This window comes from Arthrobacter sp. NyZ413, from assembly GCF_049390645.1.
Classification (GTDB): Bacteria; Actinomycetota; Actinomycetes; order Actinomycetales; family Micrococcaceae; genus Arthrobacter.
Genome location: NZ_CP155434.1, coordinates 2429616 through 2452870 on the forward strand (window position 1 = coordinate 2429616; position 23255 = coordinate 2452870).

Here is a 23255-nt window from a genome sequence, read left to right on the forward strand (position 1 = left end):
TGGCTGTGTGTCCGTGCAGGTCGACGGGCACTCATGGTTGGCTGCCATAGGCATCCCCACGCCGCTCAGTCGATGGCCAACCTGACAACCCTCTAGACCATTTCCGCATTAACAAGAGAGTTCACACACGTGGCTAATATCAAGTCCCAGAAGAAGCGCATCCTCACCAACGAAAAGGCTCGCCTGCGTAACAACGCTGTCAAGTCTGAGCTGAAGACGGCCATCCGCGCCGTCAACACTGCCGTTGAGTCCACGGACAAGGAAGCCGCTACCAAGGCTCTTGTTGCTGCCAGCCGTAAGCTGGACAAGGCTGTCAGCAAAGGCGTTATTCACAAGAACAACGCTGCAAACCGCAAGTCCGCGATCTCCAAGAAGGTCAGCGCACTCTAAGGTTTTCCAGTTCGACTGAGCTGAAAGCGAGGCCGGTACCCGACGGGTACCGGCCTCGCTTGTTTAACGGCGCTGCGGCGCTGCGGCGCTGCCAGGGTGGCGACCAAGGGGCGACACAGCCCGGGCCCGGTGGCCGGGCTGCGGTTCAGCGGCCCCTGGCCGACGTGGCGATGACAGTCACTGCGTGTTCGACGGCGTACACCGGATCCCGTGAAAGGCCTTTGACCTGCGCATCCGCCTCCGCGGTGACCTGGATGGATCGGATCAAGCCTTCAGGAGTCCAGCGCCGGACGTCCCGCTGGGCCTGTTCCACAAGCCAGGGTTGCATTCCAAGTTGCCTGGCAATCTGCGCCGACGAGCCCTGTGCTCCAGCCACCTTCGCGAGGGTGCGAAGCTTGGCCGCAAGCGCGGCAACCAGGGGCACCGGATCCACCCCGGTGGCGAGAGCATGACGGAGGCTTGATAGGGCGAGCGGGCCGTTACCGGCCATGGCAGCATCTGCCACCTTGAAGGCAGTGGCTTCCACGCGTCCCCCGTAGTAGCGCTCCACAGTTGCCGCGTCCACCGCAGTTGTGGAGTCGGAGATCAGCTGGCTGCAAGCCGCGGCGAGTTCGGAAAGGCTGGTTCCTACCGCGTTGACGAGGGCTTGGACCGCCTCGGCGTCAATACGCCGGCTCCCGGCCTTGAACTCAGCCACGACGAACGCCGTCTTCTCGGCGTCCTTCTTCAGCGGTTGGCAGTCCACAACGGGCCATCCCGCTGCCTTGATCGCGTCCAGGAGCTTCTTGCCGCGTACGCCGCCGGCGTGGCGGAGAACCACGACGACGTCGTTCTCCGGCTGCGCAAGGTAAGCCAATGCGTCGGCGAGGAAAGCATCGTTCATCGATTCCAAGCCTTCGATTTCGATGAGTTTCGCTTCGTCGAACAGCGACGGGGACACGGCCATCGAAAGCGTGCCGGATTCGTAGCTTCCGGCATTGAGCTTGGTAACCTCGACGTCCGGCGAGACCGCACGCACTTGAGAGCGGATCTTGTCCATGGCCCGGATTCCGAGGTACTCCTCCGGGCCGGTGACCAGTACGACGGCGGACGGAGCGGCGTCCCTCCAACTAACGGTATTTGCCGCGGGAGTTTTCGCCTTGGAGGCCTGGGCAGCAGCCAATGTCGCTTCCTTCCAGATGGTTTTCGCAGAGTCCCAGTCTCCCACGTTGAGCAACCCGCGTGGTGATGGCCCCGACCACGCCGCCCACGGCCGGCTACGCGCAACAGCGCGCGTGTCTCCGGCATGACGCGGACCAATTGCGACGTAAGCAGTGCTTGCAGGCAACGCTATCTATCCGGCGTGTCATCCTCGTCATCGCGAGCGGCCGGTACCATTACGCATCGGTCCCCAACGTGTATCCATCGCCATCCCGGCGGAGTATTCCTCCCAACGGCAGGTGTGAGGCGTAGAACCAGGTACCGGAATCGGCGTAATGGTCGAGAATCTTCTGGCGGGTCGCGGCGGAGGCGACTCCGTCGACGCAGAGCGCGGTGGAGACGTCGGGCCGGCGGAGCTGCAGGGGGTGGTGGAGTAGGTCGCCGGTGAGTATCACCCGCTGTCCGGCGTCTGCGATCTCGACGATCTGGTGCCCAGGCGTGTGTCCGGTGGCCGGGATGACATGGATGCCTTCTACAAGTTGAAGTTCGCCGTCAATCGGGTCGAGGACATCTGCCTGGGCCAGCGGGGTAATGCAGTCCCGAATGTGTTTTTGTGGCAGGGAACCCGGGCCGCTGAAGTGCTCGATGTCTGCCCGGGGCACCAGATACCGGGCCTTGGGGAAAGTCGGGCGCAGCATGCCGCCCTCGTCAAGCACCGTGTTCCAGCCGACGTGGTCGTGGTGCAGGTGGGTATTGACCACAGTGTCGATGGCGTTGATGTCGATGCCGGCGTCCGCGAGTGATGCGAGCCAGCGTGACTCGAAGCCGCGCATGCCTTTGCCACCAAGGGTCTTAGGACCACCGAGGCAGGCGTCGACCAGGATCGTGCGGTCCGGACCGGTGATCGCGAAACCTTGCGAGGCGAGCACGAGCATGCTGCGGTCCGGGTTCGACGCGTCGTCGCCGAGCTCGTTGAGGAGCGTTTCGAGGTCCTCTGCTGGTAGCGACGGAAATGCAGCGTGGGCCGGCAACGCCGGGCCGATGGCATCGATGATCGGGGTGACAGTCCAGCGGCCCACGGTCACGGGCGCAGGCTGGACATCGGGGTTGTTGAAGGACATGGCGAGGCTCTCCTGTCAGGCGCGACTATGAGGTTTATCGAACACTCTGTTTGGTATCATTCATAGTGTTCAGCAACGCTGTTCACCATCGACAAAAAGCGGAATGCCGGCCGGTACTGGACACGCCGCAGGACATCCGTGCCGAAACGAGGCGAAAAGTGACCCGGGAAGACCGCCGCGTCCGTCGCACCCGGGCTGCGCTCACCCAAGCGCTGCTCGTGCTCATGACTACGAAGAGCTACGAAGCAATCACAGTGCAGGATCTGATCGACCGCGCCGACGTCGGCCGCTCCACGTTCTATGCCCACTTCGCGGATAAAGACGAGTTGCTCGATGAGTCGGTTGAAGTGCTCCGGGCCATGGTCGAAGAACCCGGCGTCCCGCACCGTCCTACGCGGGGGCAGCCATTGCCGTTTGCCACCATCTTCTTTCACCACGTCAGCGATCAGCGCGGGCTGCTCAGCGCACTCCTCGGGCACGGGGCGTCAGGTACCGTCACGGTGCGTCTCGAACGTGTGTTGCAGGAAACCGCCGAAGCGCAGCTGCGGGCATTGATCAAGCCTGGCCAGGCGCAGGCCGTCCCTCTCGAACTGCTCGCGCGCGCCGCAGTAGCCAGCTGCCTCGCCTGCCTGCGCTGGTGGATCGACACGGGCTTCAACAACACTCCCGACGAGCTCGACACCATGTTCCGCGAACTCACCACCCCGGTCGTCGGTCGCGTACTCGATCCACATCACGACTGGTGACCGTGCCTGGGCAAATCGACGAGTAGCCTTCCTACGACTTTTCGGTCCTGCTATTCCAACGGCCGCTCTTATCCGCAAGTCCAGAGCACGTTTTGACCGTGCTGGTCGCCGGCTGCAAATATTTTGTAAGGATCCTGCCCGGAAACCGGGACGGCGGAGGCTTATTCCGTGGCCAGTCCTCGGGTGCTGACTGTCGTCCTTAGTGTGGGGCACTGCTCAGGCAGCAGCGCCCCCTTCGTCCGGCGTTGCTTCACCAGGGCTTGCCGGCCCGGGAACCGCCTGCGGTGGCGGCTTGGCGGAGAGAACTTTTGCGAAAGGCGACAGATACCCGATGACGGAGCACAGTACGACGGCGGCGCCCACCACGGACATGGGAATCTTCCGGCCGGCACGATTCCCTTATACAACGGTTCTGGTGTCGGTCGTGGCCGGTGTGGTGCTGCTGATTTTCGGGTTGATCATGAAGGCCCATCCTGCGGACCTGCCCGTGGTGAGCGCGTTGAACCGCCTGCACACCGGGGCGTGGGGTGCGGCGACGGACGGTGTCTACAAGCTGCTCAGTCCTTTCCCCGCCGTCGTGCTTACCGCGGTCCTCTCCGGTGTGGTGTGGGTCGTGTCCCGCGCCTTCCGGACGGCGGTCGCTTTCGGTGCGGTCATCGCTGTTACCTGGCTGCCGTCGGTGGTTTTGAAGGTCGTGGTGGACCGGCCACGGCCCGCACTAGGCGCGCTGGTCCACCCGTTCGCGCCGTTGCAGACCGACGCCTCCTTTCCCAGCGGTCACACCACCTTCGTGGTCGCGCTGACCGTCACGGCCTGCTTCCTGCTCCGCGGCACGCGCTGGGTCCGCCCCACGGCAATAGCTGGTGCGCTGGCAACCATCCTCATCGCACTGGCGGTCATGGCGAACGGGCTGCACTACCCCACCGACGTGCTCGCTTCCATCCTCTGGGCGCTGGCGATGGCCCCGACGGCCCGCCTGATCGTGGCGGACCTTGTGCTGGCACGCTTCGGCACGCCCCGCCGCCGGGCCGCGTAAGCCCGGGGATGCGCCCAGGCGGCGGTCGCCGGGCCCGTCAGGCTTGAAAGCACTCCCCTGTCCGTATCCCCTGCGGGCCGGACATCTCGATAGCCTGACGCGAGAGCTCTCGGCGACACTGTTCGCCAGCGGGCGACGTGTCGCCCGTACCTTCCGATATTGTGAGCCCATGCCCATCGAGATTCCCGCCGCTGAAGGCATCGCCGAGGCCTTCGTGGCCCGCCCGTCCAACGCAACCGGCCAACCTGTTCAGGGTGTCATTCTCTACATGGACGCTTTCGGCCTGCGCCCGCGCATCCAGGAGATGGCCCAGCGCATCGCAGACTGGGGCTACGTCGTGCTCGCCCCCAACGTCTTCTACCGCGATGGATCCATCGCCGAGCTCGCCCCGGCCATGGACATGTCCACCCAGGAAGGCAGGGAGGCTGCAGGCAAGGCAGCCTTTCCCCGGGTTGGCCGCCTGACGCCGGACAAGGCACTGCCGGACGTTGATGCGTGGGTTTCCGCGCTGACCAGCCTCGACGATGTGGCGCCGGGCCCCATCGGTACCACTGGTTATTGCATGGGAGCCAGACTTGCGGTCCGGACGGCAACATCGCACCCGGAGGTGGTGGCAGCATGCGGCGGCTTCCACGGCGGGGGCCTGGCAACGGACGAGCCTGACAGCCCGCACCTGGGACTGGTAAACGCCCGTGCCCGCTTCGTGTTCGGCCATGCTGACAATGACCGGAGTATGGGTCCGGACGCCGTGGAACGGCTCGGCTCGGCGCTGAAGTCCGCAGGTCTTGAGGCGTCCAATGAAATCTACGCCGGGGCACCGCACGGCTACACCATGGCGGACACCTCGGCCTTCAATCCGGAAGCCACCGAGCGGCACTTTCAAGAACTGAGGTCCCTGCTCGACGCGACCCTGAAAGCCTGAGCTTCGATGGCGAAGCCCGCCTCGGCGTTGTGACGGCTCGGAACTAACTCGGGAGATAGCGTTCCCCCGGCTTGGTCCGGCCGGAACTGGACGGTCTGAGACGAAGTAATTGGATTCAGGATCCAGCCCGGGTGTCGAACGCGGCAGCGGACTCTCGTAAAAGGCGAGCCACAGTATCCACTGGAAGATTGGTTGGCCTTCTACGGTCGAAACGTCGTAGGGCGATGTGCCTGGTCCCCAAACCGGGAACGTCCAGGATGTCCACCTGGTCCTGGACAATGCCCGTCAAAGCCAAGGTGGGTACGATTGCGATGCCCTCGCCGGCCGCGACGAGGGCAAGTGCGGTGAGCGTGTCCTGGTACTGATGGATGGTTTGAATCTGGATTCCGGTTGAATGCCGGAGGCGCCCCAGCACGGCCGCGTTGGCTGCGGACTGTTCGACGCCCAACCACGGAAGCGGCAGCCGACTGAGGTCAATATTGTCGATGGTGAGCAGGGAACCTGCAGGGACAACCAGTTTCCATGGTTCATCCAGGAGAGGTTCCTGAATCATTCCGGCCGAAACCGGATGCTGCTCCCCCGTGGTCGAGTCCAGTTCAACGACGACGGCATCCAACTGACGCTGACGAAGCAGCCGCATCAGCGCTGGAAAGTCGTCTTCGACAATTTGAAGCTGCAATTGCGGATATTGCCTTCGCCACTCGGGAAGACGCGGGACGACAACTGTTCGCATGAAGCTGGTGAAGCCGCCCAGCCGGACGACTCCTGCTATCCTTGCCTCGCCTTGCATGCGAGCCTGGGCGACGCTGAGGGCACGTTCTATCTCTTCCCCGGCTTCCGCGAGCGACAAGCCAGCCTGCGTTAAGACAGAGCCTTTGGGTGTACGGAGGACCAGCGGGTGGCCGACCTCGCTCTCAAGTTTGTTGAGCTGCTGCGATACCGCCGAGGGAGTAATCCTCAGCTCATCGGCAGCCGCCAGAACGCCGCCCGTTCGGGCGATCGCAAGAAGGACAAGCAGCCGGCGAGGATCCATCTCCATGTTAAGCGATTCTAAATGCCGGATTCAGAATAATGCAATTGAACTAAAGTGATTACGTCGAAATAATAAAGGCGAACCGGGAATTCACTCCAGAAGCGATTGGCACTGAGTGCAGCGCTTTATTCCCTATATCCACCTGTATCCAGTTGCAGCCGGCCAGAGCGACCGGCGGGCTGCCCAACCCGCGAAAGGACTCGTATGGAAATGCTGTGGGAAATTGTCGGTTGGGCCGGGGCCGCTGCGATGCTCAGCGCCTTCATGGCGGTGTCCATGTGCTGGATCAAGGCGGGGAAAGGCTTCCAGACCGTGAATCTCTTCGGTTCTTGCGCTTTCATTATCAACGGCACCATCCATGGAGCATGGCCGTCCGTAGCCACAAATGTCGCCTGGTTCCTTATCTCGGCAATCGCATTTCTTCGCATGCGCAGCAAGGAGCCGGCTGCCGCTAACGGTCCTGAAGTAACAGAAATCCCGGATGCCGGCATCCAAATCGCGATCGGCAACCCCCACGGAGCACCTTCCGCGCCCCGGCTAGGGAGCTCCGTGTGTTAAACGCCTGGCGTATCACGGCGGTATCCGTCGGCTGAGGGCTTCTATCTCACGAATTCGTTGCGCCAGCCGGCGTGATGGGCTCCACATCGAACGCCAACCCATGCTCGCTGCTCCTCTTGCACCGTTCATGGGGTCAAGCTAACTTGACCCCATGAATGGTGATGCGGCGTCTGTCGAGCAAGCACTTAACAGCGGTGATATCCACGCTCTATTAAAAGTGTGGGAAGACTTCAACCGCGGCGAGACGTGGCGCGAGGCCTCTGCCTCCGGCAGCGATCAGGTGCGAGCGTCCGCAGCACACTTCCTTGCTGAGGTATCGGAAGTCGCGGCGCTCGAGGCGTTGCGTGCCAACGCGAAGGCCGTCGAACTGCTCACCGCCAGGCGCTGGTACGTTATCAAGTCCGCACGGGAAGCCGGCGCCACATGGGCCCAGATCGGCGAAGCATTGGGAATCACCAAAGAAGCCGCCCATGACTTCTACAGCCGCAAGATCGAAGAGCAGGAAGAACCGGACCCTCACCACGTAGCCGCAGCAAGAGCGGTCCTGGAAGACGCCAAGGAAAACTAGCCCGGGGTCCCGCCCAAAGGCCAGGAGCGCAAACGAATTGCTTGAGAACCGGGCCGGCGGGCAGAACCAAAAGCGGCGTCCAGGTGAATTAGTGTCCAAATACCTTGAGGTCGTTTTGTAATCACTCGACAAAATCGGGCGATCTGCTCGCGGATACCGTCTAGTGCATGACGACCGAAGCAACCCAAGAAGCCACTGGTTACGCCATCCTTGACCTTGCGAGGGAGCAGGTCCTCGGACGAGGCGAAGGGCTGACGGAACCCCAGCTTGTTGAAATCCTCCAACTAGCGGACGACGCGATCCCGGCCGCCCTGCAACTTGCCCATGAGGTCCGGCTAAAGCACTGCGGCGAAGACGTGGAGGTGGAGGGCATCATCTCCATCAAGACCGGCGGCTGCCCGGAGGATTGCCACTTCTGCAGCCAGTCGGGACTGTTCGACTCCCCTGTCCGCGGCGTGTGGCTGGACATTCCGGAGCTCGTGAAAGCAGCCAAGGAAACGGCCGCGACCGGAGCCACCGAATTCTGCATCGTCGCGGCAGTCCGCGGCCCCGATATCAAGCTCATGAACCAGATCAAGTTCGCGATCGAGCGCATCAATGCAGAAGTGGACATCAATATCGCGTGTTCGCTGGGCATGCTCGCCCAGCGCCAGGTGGACCAGCTGGCCGAATGGGGTGTGCACCGTTACAACCACAACCTGGAAACGGCCCGCAGCTACTTCCCCGAAGTGGTCACCACGCACAGCTACGAGGAACGCCTCGAAACCTGCGCCATGGTCAAAGCTGCCGGAATGGAGCTCTGCTGCGGCGCCTTGATCGGCATGGGCGAATCCCTGGAACAACGCGCCGAACTCGCGGCCCAGCTCGCCGCCCTTGAACCTCACGAAGTTCCACTGAACTTCCTCAATCCCCGTCCTGGCACGCCGCTGGAAAACCAGGGAATCATGGACGGCAAGGACGCCCTCCGGGCCATTGCGGCCTTCCGCCTCGCAATGCCCCGCACCGTCCTGAGGTACGCTGGCGGCCGCGAGCTGACCCTCGGTGACCTTGGCACCCGCGAAGGACTGCTCGGCGGAATCAACGCCGTGATCGTCGGGAACTACCTCACGACTTTGGGCCGCCCTGCCACCGCTGACCTCAATCTGCTCGTAGAGCTCAATATGCCCATCAAGGAACTGCAGAAATCGCTGTGACCGCCGACACCCTCTACTGCGGCCATTGCGGCGGCGAAGCGTCCGGCGACCCGGCCGATCAAGTCGGGAACCCGGCGTCGGACGCTCACAACAGTTGCCGGGAGCGGTTGGCGATGGAGCCGCCCAGGTACTGCGCAACGTGTCGGCGCCGGATGAAGGTCCAGGTCACGCCCTCGGGCTGGACCGCGGACTGCTCCCGCCACGGACGGAAGGAACCATGACCTCGCTTATTGAGCGCGACCGGGCCAGCCTGTGGCACCCGTACGCGCCCGCGTCCGGAACCCTGCCGCTGTGGGAAGTGGAAGCGGCCGACGGCGTGGCGCTGCGGCTGCGAGACGAGGGCGGGCGCGTGCACGAGGTGCTTGATGCGATGTCCTCATGGTGGTCGGTAATCCACGGGTACAGGCACCCGGTGCTTGACGCTGCCGTGCAGCGGCAACTCACCTCGTTCAGCCATGTCATGTTTGGTGGCCTGACGCATCAACCGGCCGTGGACCTCGCGGAGAAACTCGTGGCCATGGCGCCCGGAGACCGGCTGGAGCGGGTGTTCCTGGCCGATTCGGGATCGGTGTCCGTCGAGGTCGCTTTGAAGTTGGCGGTGCAGTTCCAGACAGCTTCGGGGCGTCCGAAACGGCAGCGGTTCCTCACCGTGCGGGGCGGATACCACGGGGACACATTCGCGGCCATGGGCGTCTGCGACCCGGAGGACGGGATGCATTCGGCTTTCCCTGGCCTGCTGGCCGGCAACGTCTTCGCGCCTCGGCCCCCGGCAGCGGCAGACGCGACCCCGGCGACCATCGGGGCGTGGCGGGCGGAGATCGGGAACCTGGCATCCGCACATTCAGGCGAGCTTGCGGCAATCATTGTGGAGCCTGTCCTGCAGGGCGCCGGTGGCATGTTCGCCTACCCGCCTGAGTGTGTGCGGGTCCTGCGGGAACTCGCCGACCACCACGGCTTGCTGCTCATTCTCGATGAGATCGCGACCGGGTTCGGGCGCACGGGGGAACTCTTCGCGGCGGACCACGCTGGAGTGGTTCCGGACATCATGTGCGTCGGCAAGGCCCTGACCGGTGGCTACCTCACGCTGGCCGCGGTCCTGTGCACAGGCGACGTGGCCCGGGCAGTGTCGCACTCCGGTGCTGGTGCCTTGCTGCACGGACCCACCTTCATGGCCAACCCGTTGGCGTGCGCGGTCGCCAACGCCAGCTTGGAATTGCTGCAAGACGGTGATTGGCGCTCGGACGTTTCCCGTGTGGGTGCCGGGCTCGCGAAGGGCCTGGCCCCGGCCTTGGAGCTCGACGCCGTGACTGACGTCCGGACCATCGGCGCCGTGGGCGTCATCGAGTTGCGCGACGCCGTGGACGTCGCCGCGGTCACGCGCACCGCCGTCGAACACGGAGTCTGGGTGCGCCCCTTCCGGAACCTCATCTACGCCATGCCGCCCTACATCAGCTCAGCCTCCGATGTCGGGTCCATTGCCTCCGGGATGGTGGCCGCGGCAAGCACCGCCGCTGACACGGCGCAGCAAAAGGTGTTGATATGAGCAGATCCATGACGCGCTGGCTGGAACAGCAGGCCGCGGTCCGTGCGCGTCGCGGACTGGCGCGGACACCGTTGACCCGCGGACCAGGCGAGCGGGCCATCGACCTTGCGAGCAACGATTACCTGGGCCTCGCCCAGGACCCGCGCCTTGCCGAAGCCGTCTCGGCAGCCGCGCACCGGTGGGGCACCGGCGCCGCGTCCTCCCGGCTGGTCGCCGGCACCACGGAACTCCACGTCGAACTCGAGCGTGAACTAGCTGCCCTCGTCGGGGCCGAAGCCGGGCTCGTGTTCTCCTCCGGATACCTGGCCAACCTTGGGATCACCACTGCGCTGGGCGGTCCAGGCACGTTGATCGTGGCGGACGAACACTGCCATGCATCATTGATTGACGGCTTCCGGCTCAGCCGCTCGGCCGTGGAAACTTTCGCACACAACGACGTTTCCGAGGCGGACCGGCTACTGCGCAGGCACACTCAACCGCGGGCCTTGATCGCCGTCGAATCGATCTACAGCGTGCGCGGCGATTCCGCCCCGTTGGGAGAGCTGATCGGCCTGGCCGAGGAGCACGACGCCGTTCTGCTGGTGGATGAAGCCCACGGCGTCGGGGTGGCCGGAACCGGAATACAACAAGGGCATGGGTGTGTCGCGGGAACCGCGCTGGCAGGCCACCCGGGCGTTGTGGTCACCGCAACATTGTCCAAGGCCCTCGGCAGCCAAGGCGGGGCAGTGCTTGGCTCGGCCCTGTTGCGTGAGCACTTGGTCAACCGTGCACGGAGCTTCATTTTCGATACCGCCCTGGCCCCGCCGGCAGCGGCAGCCGCGCTCGCCGCCGTCGGGATCATCCGGCAAGAACCGTGGCGCACCCAAGCCGTTCACCATAATGCCGCCCGCCTGGCCGAGCACCTGAGCCTGGACCCTTCCGCTGGCGCCGTGCAATCACTTCGAATGTCCTCGCCCGAAACCGCTGTGGCAGCAAGTCGTGCCGCGGCGGCCGCCGGAGTGCGGATCGGCTGCTTCCGGCCACCCTCCGTCCCCGACGGCATCTCGCGCCTGAGGCTGACCGCCCGCGCGGACCTGACCGATGCCGACCTTGACCACGCTTGCGCAGTGCTGCGCGACATCCTGGAGAGAACACCATGACCCTTCCGCGCATCATCCTGATCACCGGCACCGATACAGGCGTCGGAAAGACCATCACGACGGCGGCCCTCGCCGCCGTTCTGCAGCGGCAGGGGCGCTCCGTAACGGTTTACAAACCTTGCCAAACCGGTCACAACCTTGGGGATTCGGATATCACCGAGGTGGTCCGGCTGGCAGGACCGCTCGCGGCCGAAACCGGCATTGTGCTCGGCGAACCCCTCGCACCGGTGCCCGCTGCTGCGCTCGATCGCGTGGTACTGCCGCCCCTGGCGGCCCATGCCGAACGCATCCTGGACCTGGCTTCCGAACACGACCACGTCCTCGTCGAAGGTGCCGGCGGCTTGCTGGTTGAGTTGGATCACGACGGCGGCACTCTGGCCGCGTTGGGCGCTGTCCTGGGCAACCAGGCCGGCTTCGTCGTGGTGACCCGGCCGTCGCTGGGCACCTTGAACCACACAGCATTGACGCTTGAAGCGCTGGAGCGCCGACGCCTGGACGTCACGGGGGTCGTATTGGGCGGATGGCCGGACACTCCAGGACTCGTGGAACACACCAACAGGGCAACCCTTGCTTCATGGTCCGCGCCCTTCCTCGGCGCCCTGCAAGACGGGGCCGCACGGCTGGATCCGGCCGTGTTCCGCGAACGGGCGGCTCTGTGGCTTGAAGAGGTCGCGGCATGAGCGCGGCAGCCGCGTGTCCTTACACGGTGGTGCGGGACCCGGACACCGTCCGTGACATCCTGCACCGGCCCGACGACTTCAGTCCGGCCAACGCTTTGCTGGCCGTCACTCCCCTGAGCGGTCAAGCGCTCCGCGTGTTGCAGAAGGCCCGCTTCGCCCTGCCACCCGTTCTGGCCAGCAATCCCACGGCGTCACATGCGGGCATCCGCAAAGTCGTCGCGGGTTTCTTCACTCCGGCCAAGGTGGCCGCGATGGAACATCGTATTCACCAACTTGCCCGCGAAGCTGCTGAGGCCGCGAAGGTTCGCTTGGCCGCCTCAGGACAAGTGGACCTGGTTCAGGCCGTCGCCGCCAACCCTCCGGCCGTGATCATGATGGAAATGCTGGGGCTGCCCGTCCGGGACCTGGCACAGCTCAAGGCCTGGAGCCTGGACTCACTCGAGTTGTTCTGGGGTTGGCCGGATCCCGCGCGGCAACTGGTACTCGCCCACAGCGCGGCCGCCTTCTACGCTTGGTTGCGTGAGCTCGTCCTGGACGCCGTGACGGCCGGGTCGGATGACGAACCTGGCGCCCCGAACCTGTTCCGGGCCCTCGCGGACCACGGACTGACCATCCCGGAGATCTGCTCACTTGGATACTTCCTGCTCATCGCCGGCCAGGAGACCACCACCCAGCTCATCAGCACCACCCTGTTCCGGCTCCTTGAGGGCTCGCGCGGCATGACCTGGGAAGAAGCATCGTCCGGCGCCAGGGCCAGGGACATCGTGCGGCACATCCTCGCTACAGAATCCTCCGTTCCGACGTGGAGGCGCGTCGCAGTCCGTGACACTGAACTCGCGGGACAGGCTGTGTCCGCCGGCGACGAGATCCTCATGGAGCTGACCGGAAATCACGGCTTCCCGTGGCCTGCGGACAGCGGCCTTTCCAGCGTTTCAGGCGGCACTGGACGGGCGGGACCCACGCCCTTCGGACTGGCCTTCGGTTCAGGCATCCATCGCTGCCTCGGAGCGAAGCTCGCCGAACTGGAAACCGCCATCATCATCCAGGAAACCGCGGCGGCCCTCCCGGGCATCAGGCTGGACGAATCGGCACCGGAATGGCTGCGTCTGCTGTCCTTCCAAGCACCCCGTATGGTAGTTGCCCACGGCGCCTAAGCCAACCCGCAGTCCTCGTTGAGGCGGCCAAGGCTCCTTAGCCATAGTTAAACCTGAACCATTGTTAAAGCAGTCTCGTCCCGCAGCCGTGGGAGGCTACGGGACGAGACTAATCATTCAGTTGTCCAAGGACTAGACGATGGCGGCGCGGAGTTCCTTGGCAGCCAGGGCGGGGTCAGCAGCGCCGTAGATGGCGCCACCGGCGACGGCGACGTCGGCTCCAGCCTTCTGGACGTCCGTGATGGTAGCAAGCTTCACGCCACCGGCGACGGAGAACGGAACGCGAGCCTTTTCGCCGGCAGCCAGGAGGCCGTTGAGGTCGAAGCCGGGCTTGGCCTGCTCGTCGAGGCCAGCGTGCATCTCAACGAACTTCGCACCGAGGGCGTGAACTTCCTTGGCGCGGGTGACCTTGTCTTCGACGCTGATGAGGTCAACGACAACACCCTTGTTGTGGGCCTTGGCAGCCTTGACAGCACCGGCGATGGTGGAGTCGTCAGCGGTACCCAGAACGGTCACGAGGTCGGCACCGGCCTTGAACGCGATGTCGGCTTCGAGTTCGCCGGCGTCCATGGTCTTCAGGTCGGCGAAGACGACCTTGTCCGGGTGGGCGTTCTTGACCGCGGTGATGACCGAGAGGCCCTCAGCCTTGATCAGCGGGGTACCCAGTTCGATGATGTCGACGTGCTCGGCAACCTTGCCGGCCAGTTCGAGGGCAGCTTCGGTGGTCAGGAGGTCGATGGCAACTTGGAGTTTCATGATGTTGTTTCTTTCTCTAAGGGAACTGCTGGTTTGTGTGGAAAATGAGGGTCCCGAAAGGGTTCTTACTCGAGGTTGGCGTGGCGCAGCCACAGCTCCTCGGCCGGGGTGGCGACGTTGTCCCAGAGCGACTGGAAGATCGCTTCGGTGGCGACGAAGAGGGCCTGCTCGAAGAGCGAACCGGCGTACTGGCGCGAAACGCTGGAGCCGTGGTCGGTCTTCTGGGCGGCGGGGATGACCACCACGGCGTCGGCCAGGCCGGCCAGCGGCGAGTCCGGATTGGTGGTGAACGCCGCGATGCGCGCTCCGGCCTTGGCTGCCGTCTCGGCGGACTTGACCACACCGGAGGTCGTTCCCGAGCCGGAAGCCACCAGGAGCACATCGCCGGAGCTGATGGCGGGGGTGGTGGTGTCGCCTGCGACGTGGACGTTCATGCCCAGGTGCATCAGCCTCATGGCCGCCATGCGCAGGACCAGGCCGCTGCGGCCCGCACCGGCAACGAATACCCGGCCGGGGTGGCTGAGCATGCTGGCCAAACGGGCAACCTGCTCCTCGTCGATCTTCGCGGCCGTAGCCGAAATCTCGTCCCTCACGAGGGACAGATTGCGGACAATGTCACTTGCGGTACTCTGCGCACTGCGCGGTTCACCGGCTACCGAATTCACAAATAATCCCTTCGACTTGACCGCGCGCCGTAGCGGCCACACGGAAACTTGAGGTCGAGATCCATACTCCCGAAACAAACGGGCAGGGGTAACACTGATTTCTGACAGTTCTGACTACCCAATCGGATGGGGGTGGACTCCAGGGACCACGACGCCGACCTGGAAGCACCCGGAACAATATGGATCGCAGAAAGAGGCTGGTAGATCGAATGAAATCAGTTCGCGCGTCGAATGTTCAGCTTCGGTTTGCCGTGCCGAACCCGGGCGATGGAGCCGCAACTGACGGAGAAGCAGCTTTTCCCCGATTGTTTCCGGCATGTTAACCAGGGCAGGAAAATAACGCACTGAATTTCTCAAGTAAATATCTAAAAAACGCTCGCCTAAATGAATTCCCTCACGTAGTTTTGCTGCATGAAAGGAACGCAAGTGACCGGCATCACGCTGGCCAGGCCCAGCGCAGGGCCCGGCCGCCAGCCGAATCACTCGCACTAACGAACGAGCAGTTCCAGTAAGTGGAACTGGCGGGAGTTTCCCACACCCTTTGTGCCCGTCAGCCCCGTCGGCAGCACAGCCGAACAGCTGGGCACCGAACACCCTTTTTCCGAAGAGGCCGCGATGGCGGCTGTCTCTGGCCTGGGTGTTTGTCCTGATTTTTGTATCTAGCTAGGAGTGGAAGTATGACCATCAACAATGAAGTGGAATCTGCCGTGGGTACGGCGCATCCTTTGGATCCTTTGTCGCGGGCGGAGATTTCGCGGGCCGTGGCTATTTTGAAGGAGGGTCCGGCTGCTGCGGAGTCGTTCCGGTTCGGCAGTGTGGAGTTGCGCGAGCCGGGCAAGGCTGAGTTGCGGGCCGGTGCCGCGGTGGCGCGGGAGGCGGATGCGGTGTTGATTGACCGTGCGTCGGGGGCCGCGTTCGAGGCCGTGGTGGACCTGGACGGGGGCCTGGTGTCCTCCTGGACGCAGCTGGCCAAGGGGGTGCAGCCGCCGTTCATGTTGGATGAGTTTGATGAGTGCGAGGTCAACTGCAAGAAGGACCCGCGGGTGATCGAGGCACTGGCCAAGCGCGGCCTGACGGACCTGGACCTGGTGTGTTTCGAGCCCTGGAGTGTGGGCTGGTTCGGTGAGGACGCGCAGGGCCGGCGCCTGATGCGTGCCCTCGTGTTCGTCCGGGACGAGCCGGATGATTCCCCGTACGCGCACCCGATCGAGAACCTGGTGGTGATCTATGACCTGTCCTCCGGTCAGGTCGCCCGGATTGAGGACAACGAGGCGATCCCGGTCCCGGCCGCGCGGGGTAATTACCTGCCCAAGTACGTCGGGGAAGCCCGGACGGATCTGAAGCCGATCTCCATCACCCAGCCCGAGGGGGCCTCGTTCACGGTCACCGGCAACCACGTGCGCTGGGCGGACTGGTCCTTCCGGGTCGGGTTCACCCCGCGTGAGGGCCTGGTGCTGCACCAGCTGAAGTTCCGTGACCAGGGCGTGGACCGCCCGGTGATCAACCGTGCCTCCCTGGCCGAGATGGTCGTCCCGTACGGGGACCCGGCCCCGGTACAGGCGAAGAAGAACGCGTTCGACTCGGGCGAGTACAACATCGGCAACATGGCCAACTCCCTGACCCTGGGCTGTGACTGCACCGGGGAAATCAAGTACTTCGACGGGATCACCACCGACTCGCTGGGCAACCCGCTCACGATCGAGAACGCGATCTGCATGCACGAAGAAGACGACTCCATCTTGTGGAAGCACTTTGACTTCCGTGAGGGCACGGCCGAGACCCGCCGGAACCGCAAACTCGTGATTTCCTTCATCGCCACGGTCGCGAACTACGAATACGCGTTCTACTGGCACCTGTTCCTGGACGGGTCCATCGAGTTCCTGGTCAAGGCCACCGGCATCCTGTCCACCGCCGGGCAACACCCGGACCAGAAGAGCCCGTACGGCCAGACCCTGAACAACGACGGCCTGTACGGCCCGATCCACCAGCACATCTTCAACGTCCGGATGGACTTCGAAGTCGACGGCGTGAACAACTCCGTCTACGAAGTCGACACCGTGATCCCGGAACACAACCCGACGTTCACCGCGTTCAAAGCCGTGGACCGGCTCCTGGAAACCGAACAAGCAGCCATCCGCAAGGCCGACACGTCCAAACACCGGTTCTGGAAAATCGTCAACCACGCCAAGAAAAACATCGTGGACGAACCCGTCGCGTACCGGCTGATCCCGGACAACGCGATCACCCTCGCCGCGGACGACCGCGCGCACGTCTCCCAACGCGCCCAGTTCGCCCGGAACAACCTCTGGGTCACCCCCTACACCCGGGACGAACGCTTCCCGGCCGGGGAATACCCCAACCAGTCCACCGGCGGGGACGGACTGCCCGCCTGGACCCAAGCCGACCGGAACATCGTCGATCAAGACCTGGTCGTCTGGTACACCTTCGGCATGCACCACGTCGTCCGCCTGGAAGACTGGCCCGTCATGCCCCGGCAAAACATCGGGTTCATGCTCGAACCCCACGGCTTCTTCAACCAAAACCCCACCCTGAACCTCCCCACCGAAACCACCACCACCGACACCGGACACTGCAGCACCGGCAAATAACCCCCTGCAGCAAAAACCAGTAACACAATCTTCGGTCCCCGGCGCTGACACCCAGCGCCGGGGACCGAAACCATCCCAGCCACAAACCTTTTTAGTTCCCTTAGTGAGGGCGTGATCCGCGTGTTCGAAATCCCCGCAGTCTCCTGGGCCCTCACGGCCGTGCTGTCCACCGCCGGCGCCTACCACCTCTACCTCGCAGCCCGCGCCCGCCAGGCCACGGACCGCATCAACGAAGCCCTGCACGCCCTCATGCACGCCGCCATGGCCGCCATGATCTGGAACCTCGCCCCCGCCGCCCTCCTGGCCCAGATCGGCATCCTCACCGCCGCCGCGCTCTGGTTCACCCTCCAAGCCATCGCCCGCCCCGAATACAAACTCCTCTGCACCGGCACCCAAGGCCGCATCACCTGCGCCTACCACGCCGCCACCATGGCCGCCGCCGCGCTCATGCTCACCATGATGAACACCCCCACCACCGCCACGGGAACCAGCGGCACCGGAACCACCGGCACGGGAACCACCGGCACGGGAACCACCGGAACCACCGGCATGCCTCACATGAACATGGGAAGCATGGGCGGCATGGACATGGGCTCCATGCCCATGAACCACCACACCACAACAGCCGCCGCCGGCACAGCCGCAGGCAACCCCCTCACCACGCTCTTCACCCACCAAAGCGCCCCCGCCCTCATCCTGGCCATCCTCTTCGGCACCGCAGCAATCACCTTCACCACCCTGCTCCTACGCCGCACCCCCACCACCGGCCACACCAAACACCACAACAAACACAACAACCGCACCAAACACGCCCTCGAAGCCACCGGCGCCGCCACCATGGCCCTCATGTTCGCCACCATGACCAGCTAAACAAAACCTGGGGACCCCAACGCTGCCCGCACGGACAGAGCGAGACTGGCCAAGCTCTTCACGCAGGTTCATTTCGTTGAGGAAGAACGCGTCCGAGGAGTGACGCGTAAGAGCCCGGTTGTTAAAAGTACGCAGCCAGCCCGCCTGCATGGCGGGCTGGCTGCGTCGGGGATTGGGACGAAATCTAGCGGACCTGGAGTTCGGAATCAGAGAGCGCCGCGAAGCGCGCGTGGCGAGCACACGAAGAACAGCGGCTGTTCTACCTGGGCGAAAGGCACAACGATCCATCGACCACCGTAAAACTCGACATACGAGTCGGCGCCGCACTTTGCGAAGGCTTCTTCGCGCGTCATAGCCGTTTCTTTCTCACTCGACATTTGCACCATCAGGGCCCAAACCATTGCGTCACTTCACCTCGAAGCCCGACGCTTGGATTCCGGCCGCCTAATCTTTTCACTTTCAAAAGTACGTCCGTCCGTACGCCACATCGAGCCCTTTATGCAAATTTCCTTGAGAAATTGCGTAGGCTATTTTCCCAATTTGGTTAACATACAGGAAACCTGCCTGAAATGTTTCTGAAATATTTGTCCAGCGTCGCTCCCGGCTCCCGTCGCTCCCCCAAGCCGGCCACACATCCCAATACGGGGACCGGCCGTTGTGCACTCGGACGCTGCTGAACGGATACCTAGACCAACTGTTCCCGTTTGGTTTCCGGAGCCCAAACTACCGTTACGAGTAGTCCGAGCAAGAGGACGCCTGCAAGCCAGAACATCGATACTGGAATCCCCCAAGCGTCCAGGCTCAAGGGAAGGAAGAAGGTTCCGATTGCGGAGGCGATCCGGCTGATCGCATTGACCAGGCCTACCCCCGAGGCACGGACTTCCGTGGGGAACAATTCGGGCGGGTAGACCTGCGTGATGTTGGAAGCTCCGGACATCACGAAGGTGTAGATGGCGAACGGCACCATGATGAACAGGGCCGGCAGGTCTGCCATGGCGCCAAGTGCCGCGAGGGATACTGCCAAGACGAGGAAGGTCCAGATCGTAAATGCCCGCCGCGGCAGCTTTTGGACGAACCATAGGCCCACCACACCGCCTGCCAGAAGGAAGAGGTTGATGACCAGATTCTGCAGGTCGGCATCGTCAATCTTCAACTGGCCCAGGATCGTTGGCACAAACGTGTAAATGGCGAAGTACGGCAAGACCTGCGCGCTGTAGAACAAGGAGCCGAAGGCGGTCCTCCGCCACATTTTCTTGCTGAAGAGTTCACGGTAGCTCCCCGAGCCGGAACTAACCTCGAACTCCTCCGGGTTGAGCTCCACTTTCAGGTGCTTGCGGACGATTTCCCGTGCTTCATCAACACGACCCTTGCTGATCAGCCAGCCCGGCGATTCCGGCGTTCCGATCCGCACGATCAAGACGACGACGGCCGGGATGAATCCACTGGCCAGCAACCATTTCCATGCCTCGGGGTCACTATTGGCGTAGGTGCTCAGGATATTGGCGATGACATAGCCCACAGTCCACAGGACGGTGAGGGACGCGAGCATTAGCCCGCGATGGCGCCTCGGCGCAAATTCGGAGAGCAGGGTCGGCCCCACGGCATAGTCGGCGCCGAGCCCGAATCCAATGAGGAGTCGAAGCACGAAGAGGATTTCAACGTTGGGTGACCAGAACTGCGCGAGGGAGGCGGCGGCAATGAGGGCGAAGTTCAGGACGTAGACGCGCTGCCTGCCAATGATGTCGCCAACACGGCCCAGGCAGAGGCTGCCGAAGAAGAGTCCGATCAGGGCGGAACTGGCAAGCATGCCTTGCCAAAACCCGTCCAGGTGCATCTGGGTCGAAATCGCAGGCAGGACTCCGCTGATGATGCCCAGCGCATAGCCGTCGGAGAAGTTCGCGCCAAAAGTCATGGCCGTAACTTTGAGGTGGAATCGGTTGAGGGGGACTTCATCGAGATTCGGATATAGCTTGTTTGTCCTGGTAGTCGACATGGTTAGTCCTCCCATCCCGTCAACAAGTTGATGTGCTGTATGGCGCGTTCAAGGTCTTCGCCGAGCGAACGGTCCTTTGGATCTTCGATTGCCAGCAACAGCCGGGCTCGTTCGAACTGATCTCCCAAGGGCGTCCCCGGTATTGGTGGCCTGCCTTGGAGGAGTACGGCGCGCGTAGCGGCCAACAGTTCACAAGCGAGGACTACCGTCGCGGCATCCAAGGATGTTTCCAGCTGTTCGACGGCCTGCGTGGAGAAGCTCGCATGGTCCTCGGTTCCGCGCGAAATGACCACCGATCCCAGCGTTGCCGGTTGGGCGGATGAACGGAGCCTCGCCAGCGCCGCCGCAGCGTTGTATTCAAGGAGCATGGTCCCGCTGCTGCCGGGCTCGCCGGCTGCGAGGAAGGTATCAAGGCCTGTCATCTCCGGGTTGGAAAGATCATTCAGCCGGGCCAACGAGAGGTGGGCCACGCTGGACAGGGCAAGTTTCGTGTGGTCCAAGGCCAACGCCAATTCGACGGTATGGAAGTTCGCATTATGGAACACATCCCGGCCCTCAACGCTGACAAGCGGATTTTCGGCAGCAGCATTCAATTCTGTGTCCAATATCCCGGTCAATAGGTCCAGCGCGTGTTTTAGTGCGCCCGCTACCTGCGGCATCGCGCGGAAACCGTAGGAGTCCTGGACCCGTTGCCCGTCCCAAGCGTGCCCTGACAACAAAGCGCGCATGTCCCGGGCAACGGCAACCTGTCCGGCGTGTGGACGAGCCCTGCCGACCTCCGGCGAATATGCTTCGATCGACCCGCGCACGGCAAGTAAGGACGTCGCTGCGATGGCCTCGTAGGCTGCCAACCATTCATTCAGCCGCTCTGCGACCAAGCAAGCCCGCGCGATCGTCATGGCATTGGTCGAAATGAAGGGTAGTGCGTCTCCTTCATGCGGCCACCAAGTGGACTCGGCGTGCCCATTGTCCAGTTCGGCTTCCCCCATGAGTCCCATGGCTATTTCTCCAAAGGCGCTCAAGTCGCCAGTACCGATCGAGCCATAGGAATGAACAACGGGAAGGTTTCCTGTGTTGAGGACTTCCGCGAGTGCCTTTGTTATTTCCGGGTGCATGCCGGCGCCGCCCCGCAGTATCTGGTTCAGCCTCACGAGGATCCCTGCGCGGACCTCGGTTGCCGAAAGCCGCGGGCCGGAGCCGGTCGCATGGCTTCGAAGAAGGTTGACGTCTTTGTCTCCCCGGGGACCCTCGACCCGGATGCTTCTATTCGCACCTACGCCCGTAGTGCGGCCGTATACAGGCCGTGTTTCGGCTGCGTTGTTGAGCGCAGCCCAGGATTGTGCGACGCGGTCGGCACCAACGCCATCGACCTGTATGTCGCCGCGGGTCCTCGCGAGTTCTACGAGTTGCTTGCAACTCAACTCCGGGCCGCCCAGCATGGTGGCACTCTTGGCGAGGCTCTGCTGATTAGTCATTTCACCAACCGTCCTTGGTTCGCTTCGAGCGTCGTTGCGTCGAAGCCTGTGTTGATTGATCAGGTATTCGTATGGATCGGTCCGTCGGCGGACCCTAGGGACCGGACCACTGGCGCGCCACCCACCCGAAATGCGGTCGCCCGGCAGGGGCAAGGTACGCACCCGTCGGGCACCGAAAGTCAGCCGAACATCATGAGGAGAGGGCCGCCGTCGGGACGCCGGGTTCGTGGGACAGCCCGGAAGAAAGGCTCCCAGCGGTGGCTGCAAGCAATTCGCCGTACCGGGCAACCAGGACTTCGTTGAGCCGGTAGCTGGGGATGACAAGGCTCAGTGCAGCCACCACGCGGCGACCGGACAAAACAGGCGCTGCGATAGCAGTCACATCTGCTTCGACGCCCTTTTCGACAACCACATACTCTCCGGGCGCGACGCGTCCAACAAGCGCCTCGCCCGCAGCCGTGCCGGCCAGCGGGATCGTGCGCCCGACCCAACTCGTATGGCGCACGGAATGGGTGCCTTCGATAATGCTGATATAGATCGCGGTCTCCCGAAATCCAGGCACACTCAGGTAGGTGGATTCGCCCGTGTCACTGACGAGCGCTTCCATATCGGCTTTGCAGTAATCGATCAGCGATTCCTCGCTTAGTGCCGCGGCACCGAGCTGCATGATCCGGCGTCCCGGGCTGTAGAGGCCTTCCTCCGTCTTTTGGACGAAGCCCTTTGCCTCCAGCGTGCGGAGCAATCGCAAAGCCGTGCTCGCCGACAGGTCCGTGGCCCGGGCGCAATCGGCCAGTGTCATCCCCCGGGTGTCGCAAACAACCGCGAGCAGGTCGATTGCCCGGTCTACTGTGCGGGTGGATGTCTCGCCCATGCTGGTTCCTCTCATCCTGACCGACTGATTGTCATCAGGCGTGTGTCAAGTATCACAGAGGCGTTCCATTAAGTAAAATGTGATTGCCATCTAGTGACAAGGTCAGTCATGCAGGAACGAAGCGCGGGCGACGTCGGGTACGAACCACGGGCGGCTCCAGCACTTAAATGCCGACGGCGGAGGACTCCGGCCATCGCCGGTCCCCCGCCGTAGATCTGCAGGAAGCGTTCGGTTCGGCGCCTCCCCGCCCGCCGTTCGGCGTCGGGGTGGCGGCAAGCCTAACCCTGAATCAGTACTGGCCCTTGATCACAAAGTAGGATCCGCGGATCTCCCCTGCGAGCTTCGACTTTTGCCGGGCGAACTTAAAGCTTGACGCCAATTCCCCGGGAACCTCCATCCCTTGGGAAAGCTTGAATCCCACTGCGCGCTTCCCGCCGTCTTCGATGGTATACATCACATTGATTGACAGGCCGGATTCGTAGAAAAGGTAGGCCATCCGGATCCCTTCGACCTCGAACGCGGTCGCCTCGAGCGGAGGGGAGGCTATGACGATGTTGCGCTCCTCGGAAAGGATCCGAGTCACCCAATCGACCGTCTCCGGAGCCTCTTTCGCGGGTTCCACGGTAAAGACGTGGTTGTACTTGTTCTTGAAGTAACGCGCTTCATTGGCCCGCAACCCGGCCAGTGCCTCCGCAACTGGAGAAGACTCCAAGCCAACGGTGGACACGTTCGTGAAGTCAACGGCGTAACTCATGTACCCTCCTGGTCATTATTCTTCGGACGTCGTCGCAAG

The 23255-nt window shown here is 63.2% G+C and carries 23 protein-coding genes; 13 read left to right on the plus strand and 10 right to left on the minus strand.

The features are described from left to right. Positions 1 to 129 precede the first annotated feature (129 nt). A complete protein-coding gene (gene rpsT, locus ABCW42_RS11405) occupies positions 130 to 390 on the plus strand; it encodes a 30S ribosomal protein S20 (protein WP_423181362.1) in 261 nt (86 codons plus the stop codon). A 145-nt stretch (positions 391 to 535) separates the two neighbouring features. On the opposite strand, the gene holA is transcribed toward rpsT, so the two are convergent. After that, positions 536 to 1552 (minus strand): DNA polymerase III subunit delta, encoded by a 1017-nt coding sequence (gene holA, locus ABCW42_RS11410; RefSeq protein WP_423181363.1) that lies wholly within the window; start codon positions 1550 to 1552, stop codon positions 536 to 538. Between the two features lie 214 nt (positions 1553 to 1766). Further along, positions 1767 to 2651, minus strand: a complete 885-nt coding sequence (locus ABCW42_RS11415) for an MBL fold metallo-hydrolase (RefSeq protein ID WP_423181364.1) — start codon at positions 2649 to 2651, stop codon at positions 1767 to 1769. A 158-nt stretch (positions 2652 to 2809) separates the two neighbouring features. Between ABCW42_RS11415 and ABCW42_RS11420 the strand changes: the two genes are divergently transcribed. From ABCW42_RS11420 to ABCW42_RS11430, 3 genes are all read left to right on the plus strand, one after another. Continuing rightward, positions 2810 to 3397 (plus strand): TetR/AcrR family transcriptional regulator, encoded by a 588-nt coding sequence (locus ABCW42_RS11420; RefSeq protein ID WP_423181365.1) that lies wholly within the window; start codon positions 2810 to 2812, stop codon positions 3395 to 3397. Positions 3398 to 3728: 331 nt separating this feature from the next. Continuing rightward, positions 3729 to 4433, plus strand: a complete 705-nt coding sequence (locus ABCW42_RS11425) for a phosphatase PAP2 family protein (protein ID WP_423181366.1) — start codon at positions 3729 to 3731, stop codon at positions 4431 to 4433. Positions 4434 to 4602: 169 nt separating this feature from the next. Beyond that, entirely contained in the window at positions 4603 to 5355 is a 753-nt protein-coding gene (locus ABCW42_RS11430; protein ID WP_423181367.1) for a dienelactone hydrolase family protein, read from the plus strand. Between the two features lie 115 nt (positions 5356 to 5470). Here the strand turns inward: ABCW42_RS11430 and ABCW42_RS11435 are convergent, their stop codons facing one another. Next, complete coding sequence (locus ABCW42_RS11435) at positions 5471 to 6394, minus strand: LysR family transcriptional regulator (RefSeq protein WP_423181368.1); 924 nt, start codon at positions 6392 to 6394, stop codon at positions 5471 to 5473. 198 nt (positions 6395 to 6592) lie between these two features. On the opposite strand from ABCW42_RS11435, the gene ABCW42_RS11440 reads away from it, so the two are divergent. From ABCW42_RS11440 to ABCW42_RS11470, 7 genes are all read left to right on the plus strand, one after another. Further along, the gene (locus ABCW42_RS11440) at positions 6593 to 6946 is read left to right on the plus strand and encodes a CBU_0592 family membrane protein (RefSeq protein WP_423181369.1); all 354 of its coding nucleotides are present in this window, start codon (positions 6593 to 6595) and stop codon (positions 6944 to 6946) included. 151 nt (positions 6947 to 7097) lie between these two features. Continuing rightward, positions 7098 to 7514 carry a hypothetical protein gene (locus ABCW42_RS11445; RefSeq protein ID WP_423181370.1) on the plus strand — a complete coding sequence of 139 codons (417 nt, stop codon included), beginning with the start codon at positions 7098 to 7100 and terminating at the stop codon, positions 7512 to 7514. 167 nt (positions 7515 to 7681) lie between these two features. Then, positions 7682 to 8707, plus strand: coding sequence for a biotin synthase BioB (gene bioB / locus ABCW42_RS11450; RefSeq protein WP_423181371.1), 1026 nt, complete (start codon positions 7682 to 7684; stop codon positions 8705 to 8707). Between the two features lie 217 nt (positions 8708 to 8924). Next, positions 8925 to 10250 carry an adenosylmethionine--8-amino-7-oxononanoate transaminase gene (locus ABCW42_RS11455; RefSeq protein ID WP_423181372.1) on the plus strand — a complete coding sequence of 442 codons (1326 nt, stop codon included), beginning with the start codon at positions 8925 to 8927 and terminating at the stop codon, positions 10248 to 10250. Between the two features lie 8 nt (positions 10251 to 10258). Beyond that, positions 10259 to 11389, plus strand: a complete 1131-nt coding sequence (locus ABCW42_RS11460) for an 8-amino-7-oxononanoate synthase (protein WP_423184869.1) — start codon at positions 10259 to 10261, stop codon at positions 11387 to 11389. Next, positions 11386 to 12069, plus strand: coding sequence for a dethiobiotin synthase (gene bioD, locus ABCW42_RS11465; protein ID WP_423181373.1), 684 nt, complete (start codon positions 11386 to 11388; stop codon positions 12067 to 12069). Before ABCW42_RS11460 ends, bioD begins: the two co-directional genes overlap by 4 nt. Beyond that, on the plus strand, positions 12066 to 13223 hold the full coding sequence (locus tag ABCW42_RS11470; RefSeq protein WP_423181374.1) for a cytochrome P450: 1158 nt from the start codon (positions 12066 to 12068) through the stop codon (positions 13221 to 13223). The genes bioD and ABCW42_RS11470 overlap by 4 nt, the downstream gene beginning before the upstream one ends. A gap of 132 nt (positions 13224 to 13355) precedes the next feature. Here the strand turns inward: ABCW42_RS11470 and hxlA are convergent, their stop codons facing one another. Further along, positions 13356 to 13979, minus strand: coding sequence for a 3-hexulose-6-phosphate synthase (gene hxlA / locus ABCW42_RS11475; RefSeq protein WP_423181375.1), 624 nt, complete (start codon positions 13977 to 13979; stop codon positions 13356 to 13358). Positions 13980 to 14044: 65 nt separating this feature from the next. Next, a complete protein-coding gene (hxlB, locus tag ABCW42_RS11480) occupies positions 14045 to 14644 on the minus strand; it encodes a 6-phospho-3-hexuloisomerase (protein WP_423181376.1) in 600 nt (199 codons plus the stop codon). 677 nt (positions 14645 to 15321) lie between these two features. Between hxlB and ABCW42_RS11485 the strand changes: the two genes are divergently transcribed. Continuing rightward, positions 15322 to 17253 (plus strand): primary-amine oxidase, encoded by a 1932-nt coding sequence (locus tag ABCW42_RS11485; protein WP_423181377.1) that lies wholly within the window; start codon positions 15322 to 15324, stop codon positions 17251 to 17253. Between the two features lie 111 nt (positions 17254 to 17364). After that, entirely contained in the window at positions 17365 to 18123 is a 759-nt protein-coding gene (locus ABCW42_RS11490) for a DUF5134 domain-containing protein (protein ID WP_423181378.1), read from the plus strand. 206 nt (positions 18124 to 18329) lie between these two features. Here ABCW42_RS11490 and ABCW42_RS11495 read toward each other — a convergent pair whose 3' ends face one another. The 5 genes from ABCW42_RS11495 to ABCW42_RS11515 all read right to left on the minus strand — a co-directional run bounded on the left by ABCW42_RS11495 (position 18330) and on the right by ABCW42_RS11515 (position 23216). Then, positions 18330 to 18476, minus strand: coding sequence for a hypothetical protein (locus ABCW42_RS11495; RefSeq protein ID WP_423181379.1), 147 nt, complete (start codon positions 18474 to 18476; stop codon positions 18330 to 18332). Positions 18477 to 18808: 332 nt separating this feature from the next. Beyond that, positions 18809 to 20035: an MFS transporter gene (locus tag ABCW42_RS11500; RefSeq protein ID WP_423181380.1), complete on the minus strand. Its 1227-nt coding sequence runs from the start codon at positions 20033 to 20035 to the stop codon at positions 18809 to 18811. Positions 20036 to 20118: 83 nt separating this feature from the next. After that, a complete protein-coding gene (locus ABCW42_RS11505; protein ID WP_423181381.1) occupies positions 20119 to 21591 on the minus strand; it encodes an aromatic amino acid ammonia-lyase in 1473 nt (490 codons plus the stop codon). A 190-nt stretch (positions 21592 to 21781) separates the two neighbouring features. Further along, the gene (locus ABCW42_RS11510; RefSeq protein ID WP_423181382.1) at positions 21782 to 22462 is read right to left on the minus strand and encodes an IclR family transcriptional regulator; all 681 of its coding nucleotides are present in this window, start codon (positions 22460 to 22462) and stop codon (positions 21782 to 21784) included. Between the two features lie 289 nt (positions 22463 to 22751). Next, positions 22752 to 23216, minus strand: coding sequence for a phage tail protein (locus ABCW42_RS11515; protein ID WP_423181383.1), 465 nt, complete (start codon positions 23214 to 23216; stop codon positions 22752 to 22754). Positions 23217 to 23255 lie beyond the last annotated feature (39 nt).

Bases quoted from the DNA above. Each gene is read 5' to 3' on its own strand.
- ABCW42_RS11415 (WP_423181364.1), bottom strand. From the start codon at position 2,651: ATGTCCTTCAACAACCCCGATGTCCAGCCTGCGCCCGTGACCGTGGGC.
- ABCW42_RS11425 (WP_423181366.1), top strand. From the start codon at position 3,729: ATGACGGAGCACAGTACGACGGCGGCGCCCACCACGGACATGGGAATC.
- ABCW42_RS11430 (WP_423181367.1), top strand. From the start codon at position 4,603: ATGCCCATCGAGATTCCCGCCGCTGAAGGCATCGCCGAGGCCTTCGTG.
- ABCW42_RS11435 (WP_423181368.1), bottom strand. From the start codon at position 6,394: ATGGAGATGGATCCTCGCCGGCTGCTTGTCCTTCTTGCGATCGCCCGA.
- ABCW42_RS11440 (WP_423181369.1), top strand. From the start codon at position 6,593: ATGGAAATGCTGTGGGAAATTGTCGGTTGGGCCGGGGCCGCTGCGATG.
- ABCW42_RS11445 (WP_423181370.1), top strand. From the start codon at position 7,098: ATGAATGGTGATGCGGCGTCTGTCGAGCAAGCACTTAACAGCGGTGAT.
- bioB (WP_423181371.1), top strand. From the start codon at position 7,682: ATGACGACCGAAGCAACCCAAGAAGCCACTGGTTACGCCATCCTTGAC.
- ABCW42_RS11455 (WP_423181372.1), top strand. From the start codon at position 8,925: ATGACCTCGCTTATTGAGCGCGACCGGGCCAGCCTGTGGCACCCGTAC.
- ABCW42_RS11460 (WP_423184869.1), top strand. From the start codon at position 10,259: ATGACGCGCTGGCTGGAACAGCAGGCCGCGGTCCGTGCGCGTCGCGGA.
- bioD (WP_423181373.1), top strand. From the start codon at position 11,386: ATGACCCTTCCGCGCATCATCCTGATCACCGGCACCGATACAGGCGTC.
- ABCW42_RS11470 (WP_423181374.1), top strand. From the start codon at position 12,066: ATGAGCGCGGCAGCCGCGTGTCCTTACACGGTGGTGCGGGACCCGGAC.
- hxlA (WP_423181375.1), bottom strand. From the start codon at position 13,979: ATGAAACTCCAAGTTGCCATCGACCTCCTGACCACCGAAGCTGCCCTC.
- ABCW42_RS11485 (WP_423181377.1), top strand. From the start codon at position 15,322: ATGACCATCAACAATGAAGTGGAATCTGCCGTGGGTACGGCGCATCCT.
- ABCW42_RS11495 (WP_423181379.1), bottom strand. From the start codon at position 18,476: ATGACGCGCGAAGAAGCCTTCGCAAAGTGCGGCGCCGACTCGTATGTC.
- ABCW42_RS11500 (WP_423181380.1), bottom strand. From the start codon at position 20,035: ATGACTTTTGGCGCGAACTTCTCCGACGGCTATGCGCTGGGCATCATC.
- ABCW42_RS11505 (WP_423181381.1), bottom strand. From the start codon at position 21,591: ATGACTAATCAGCAGAGCCTCGCCAAGAGTGCCACCATGCTGGGCGGC.
- ABCW42_RS11510 (WP_423181382.1), bottom strand. From the start codon at position 22,462: ATGGGCGAGACATCCACCCGCACAGTAGACCGGGCAATCGACCTGCTC.
- ABCW42_RS11515 (WP_423181383.1), bottom strand. From the start codon at position 23,216: ATGAGTTACGCCGTTGACTTCACGAACGTGTCCACCGTTGGCTTGGAG.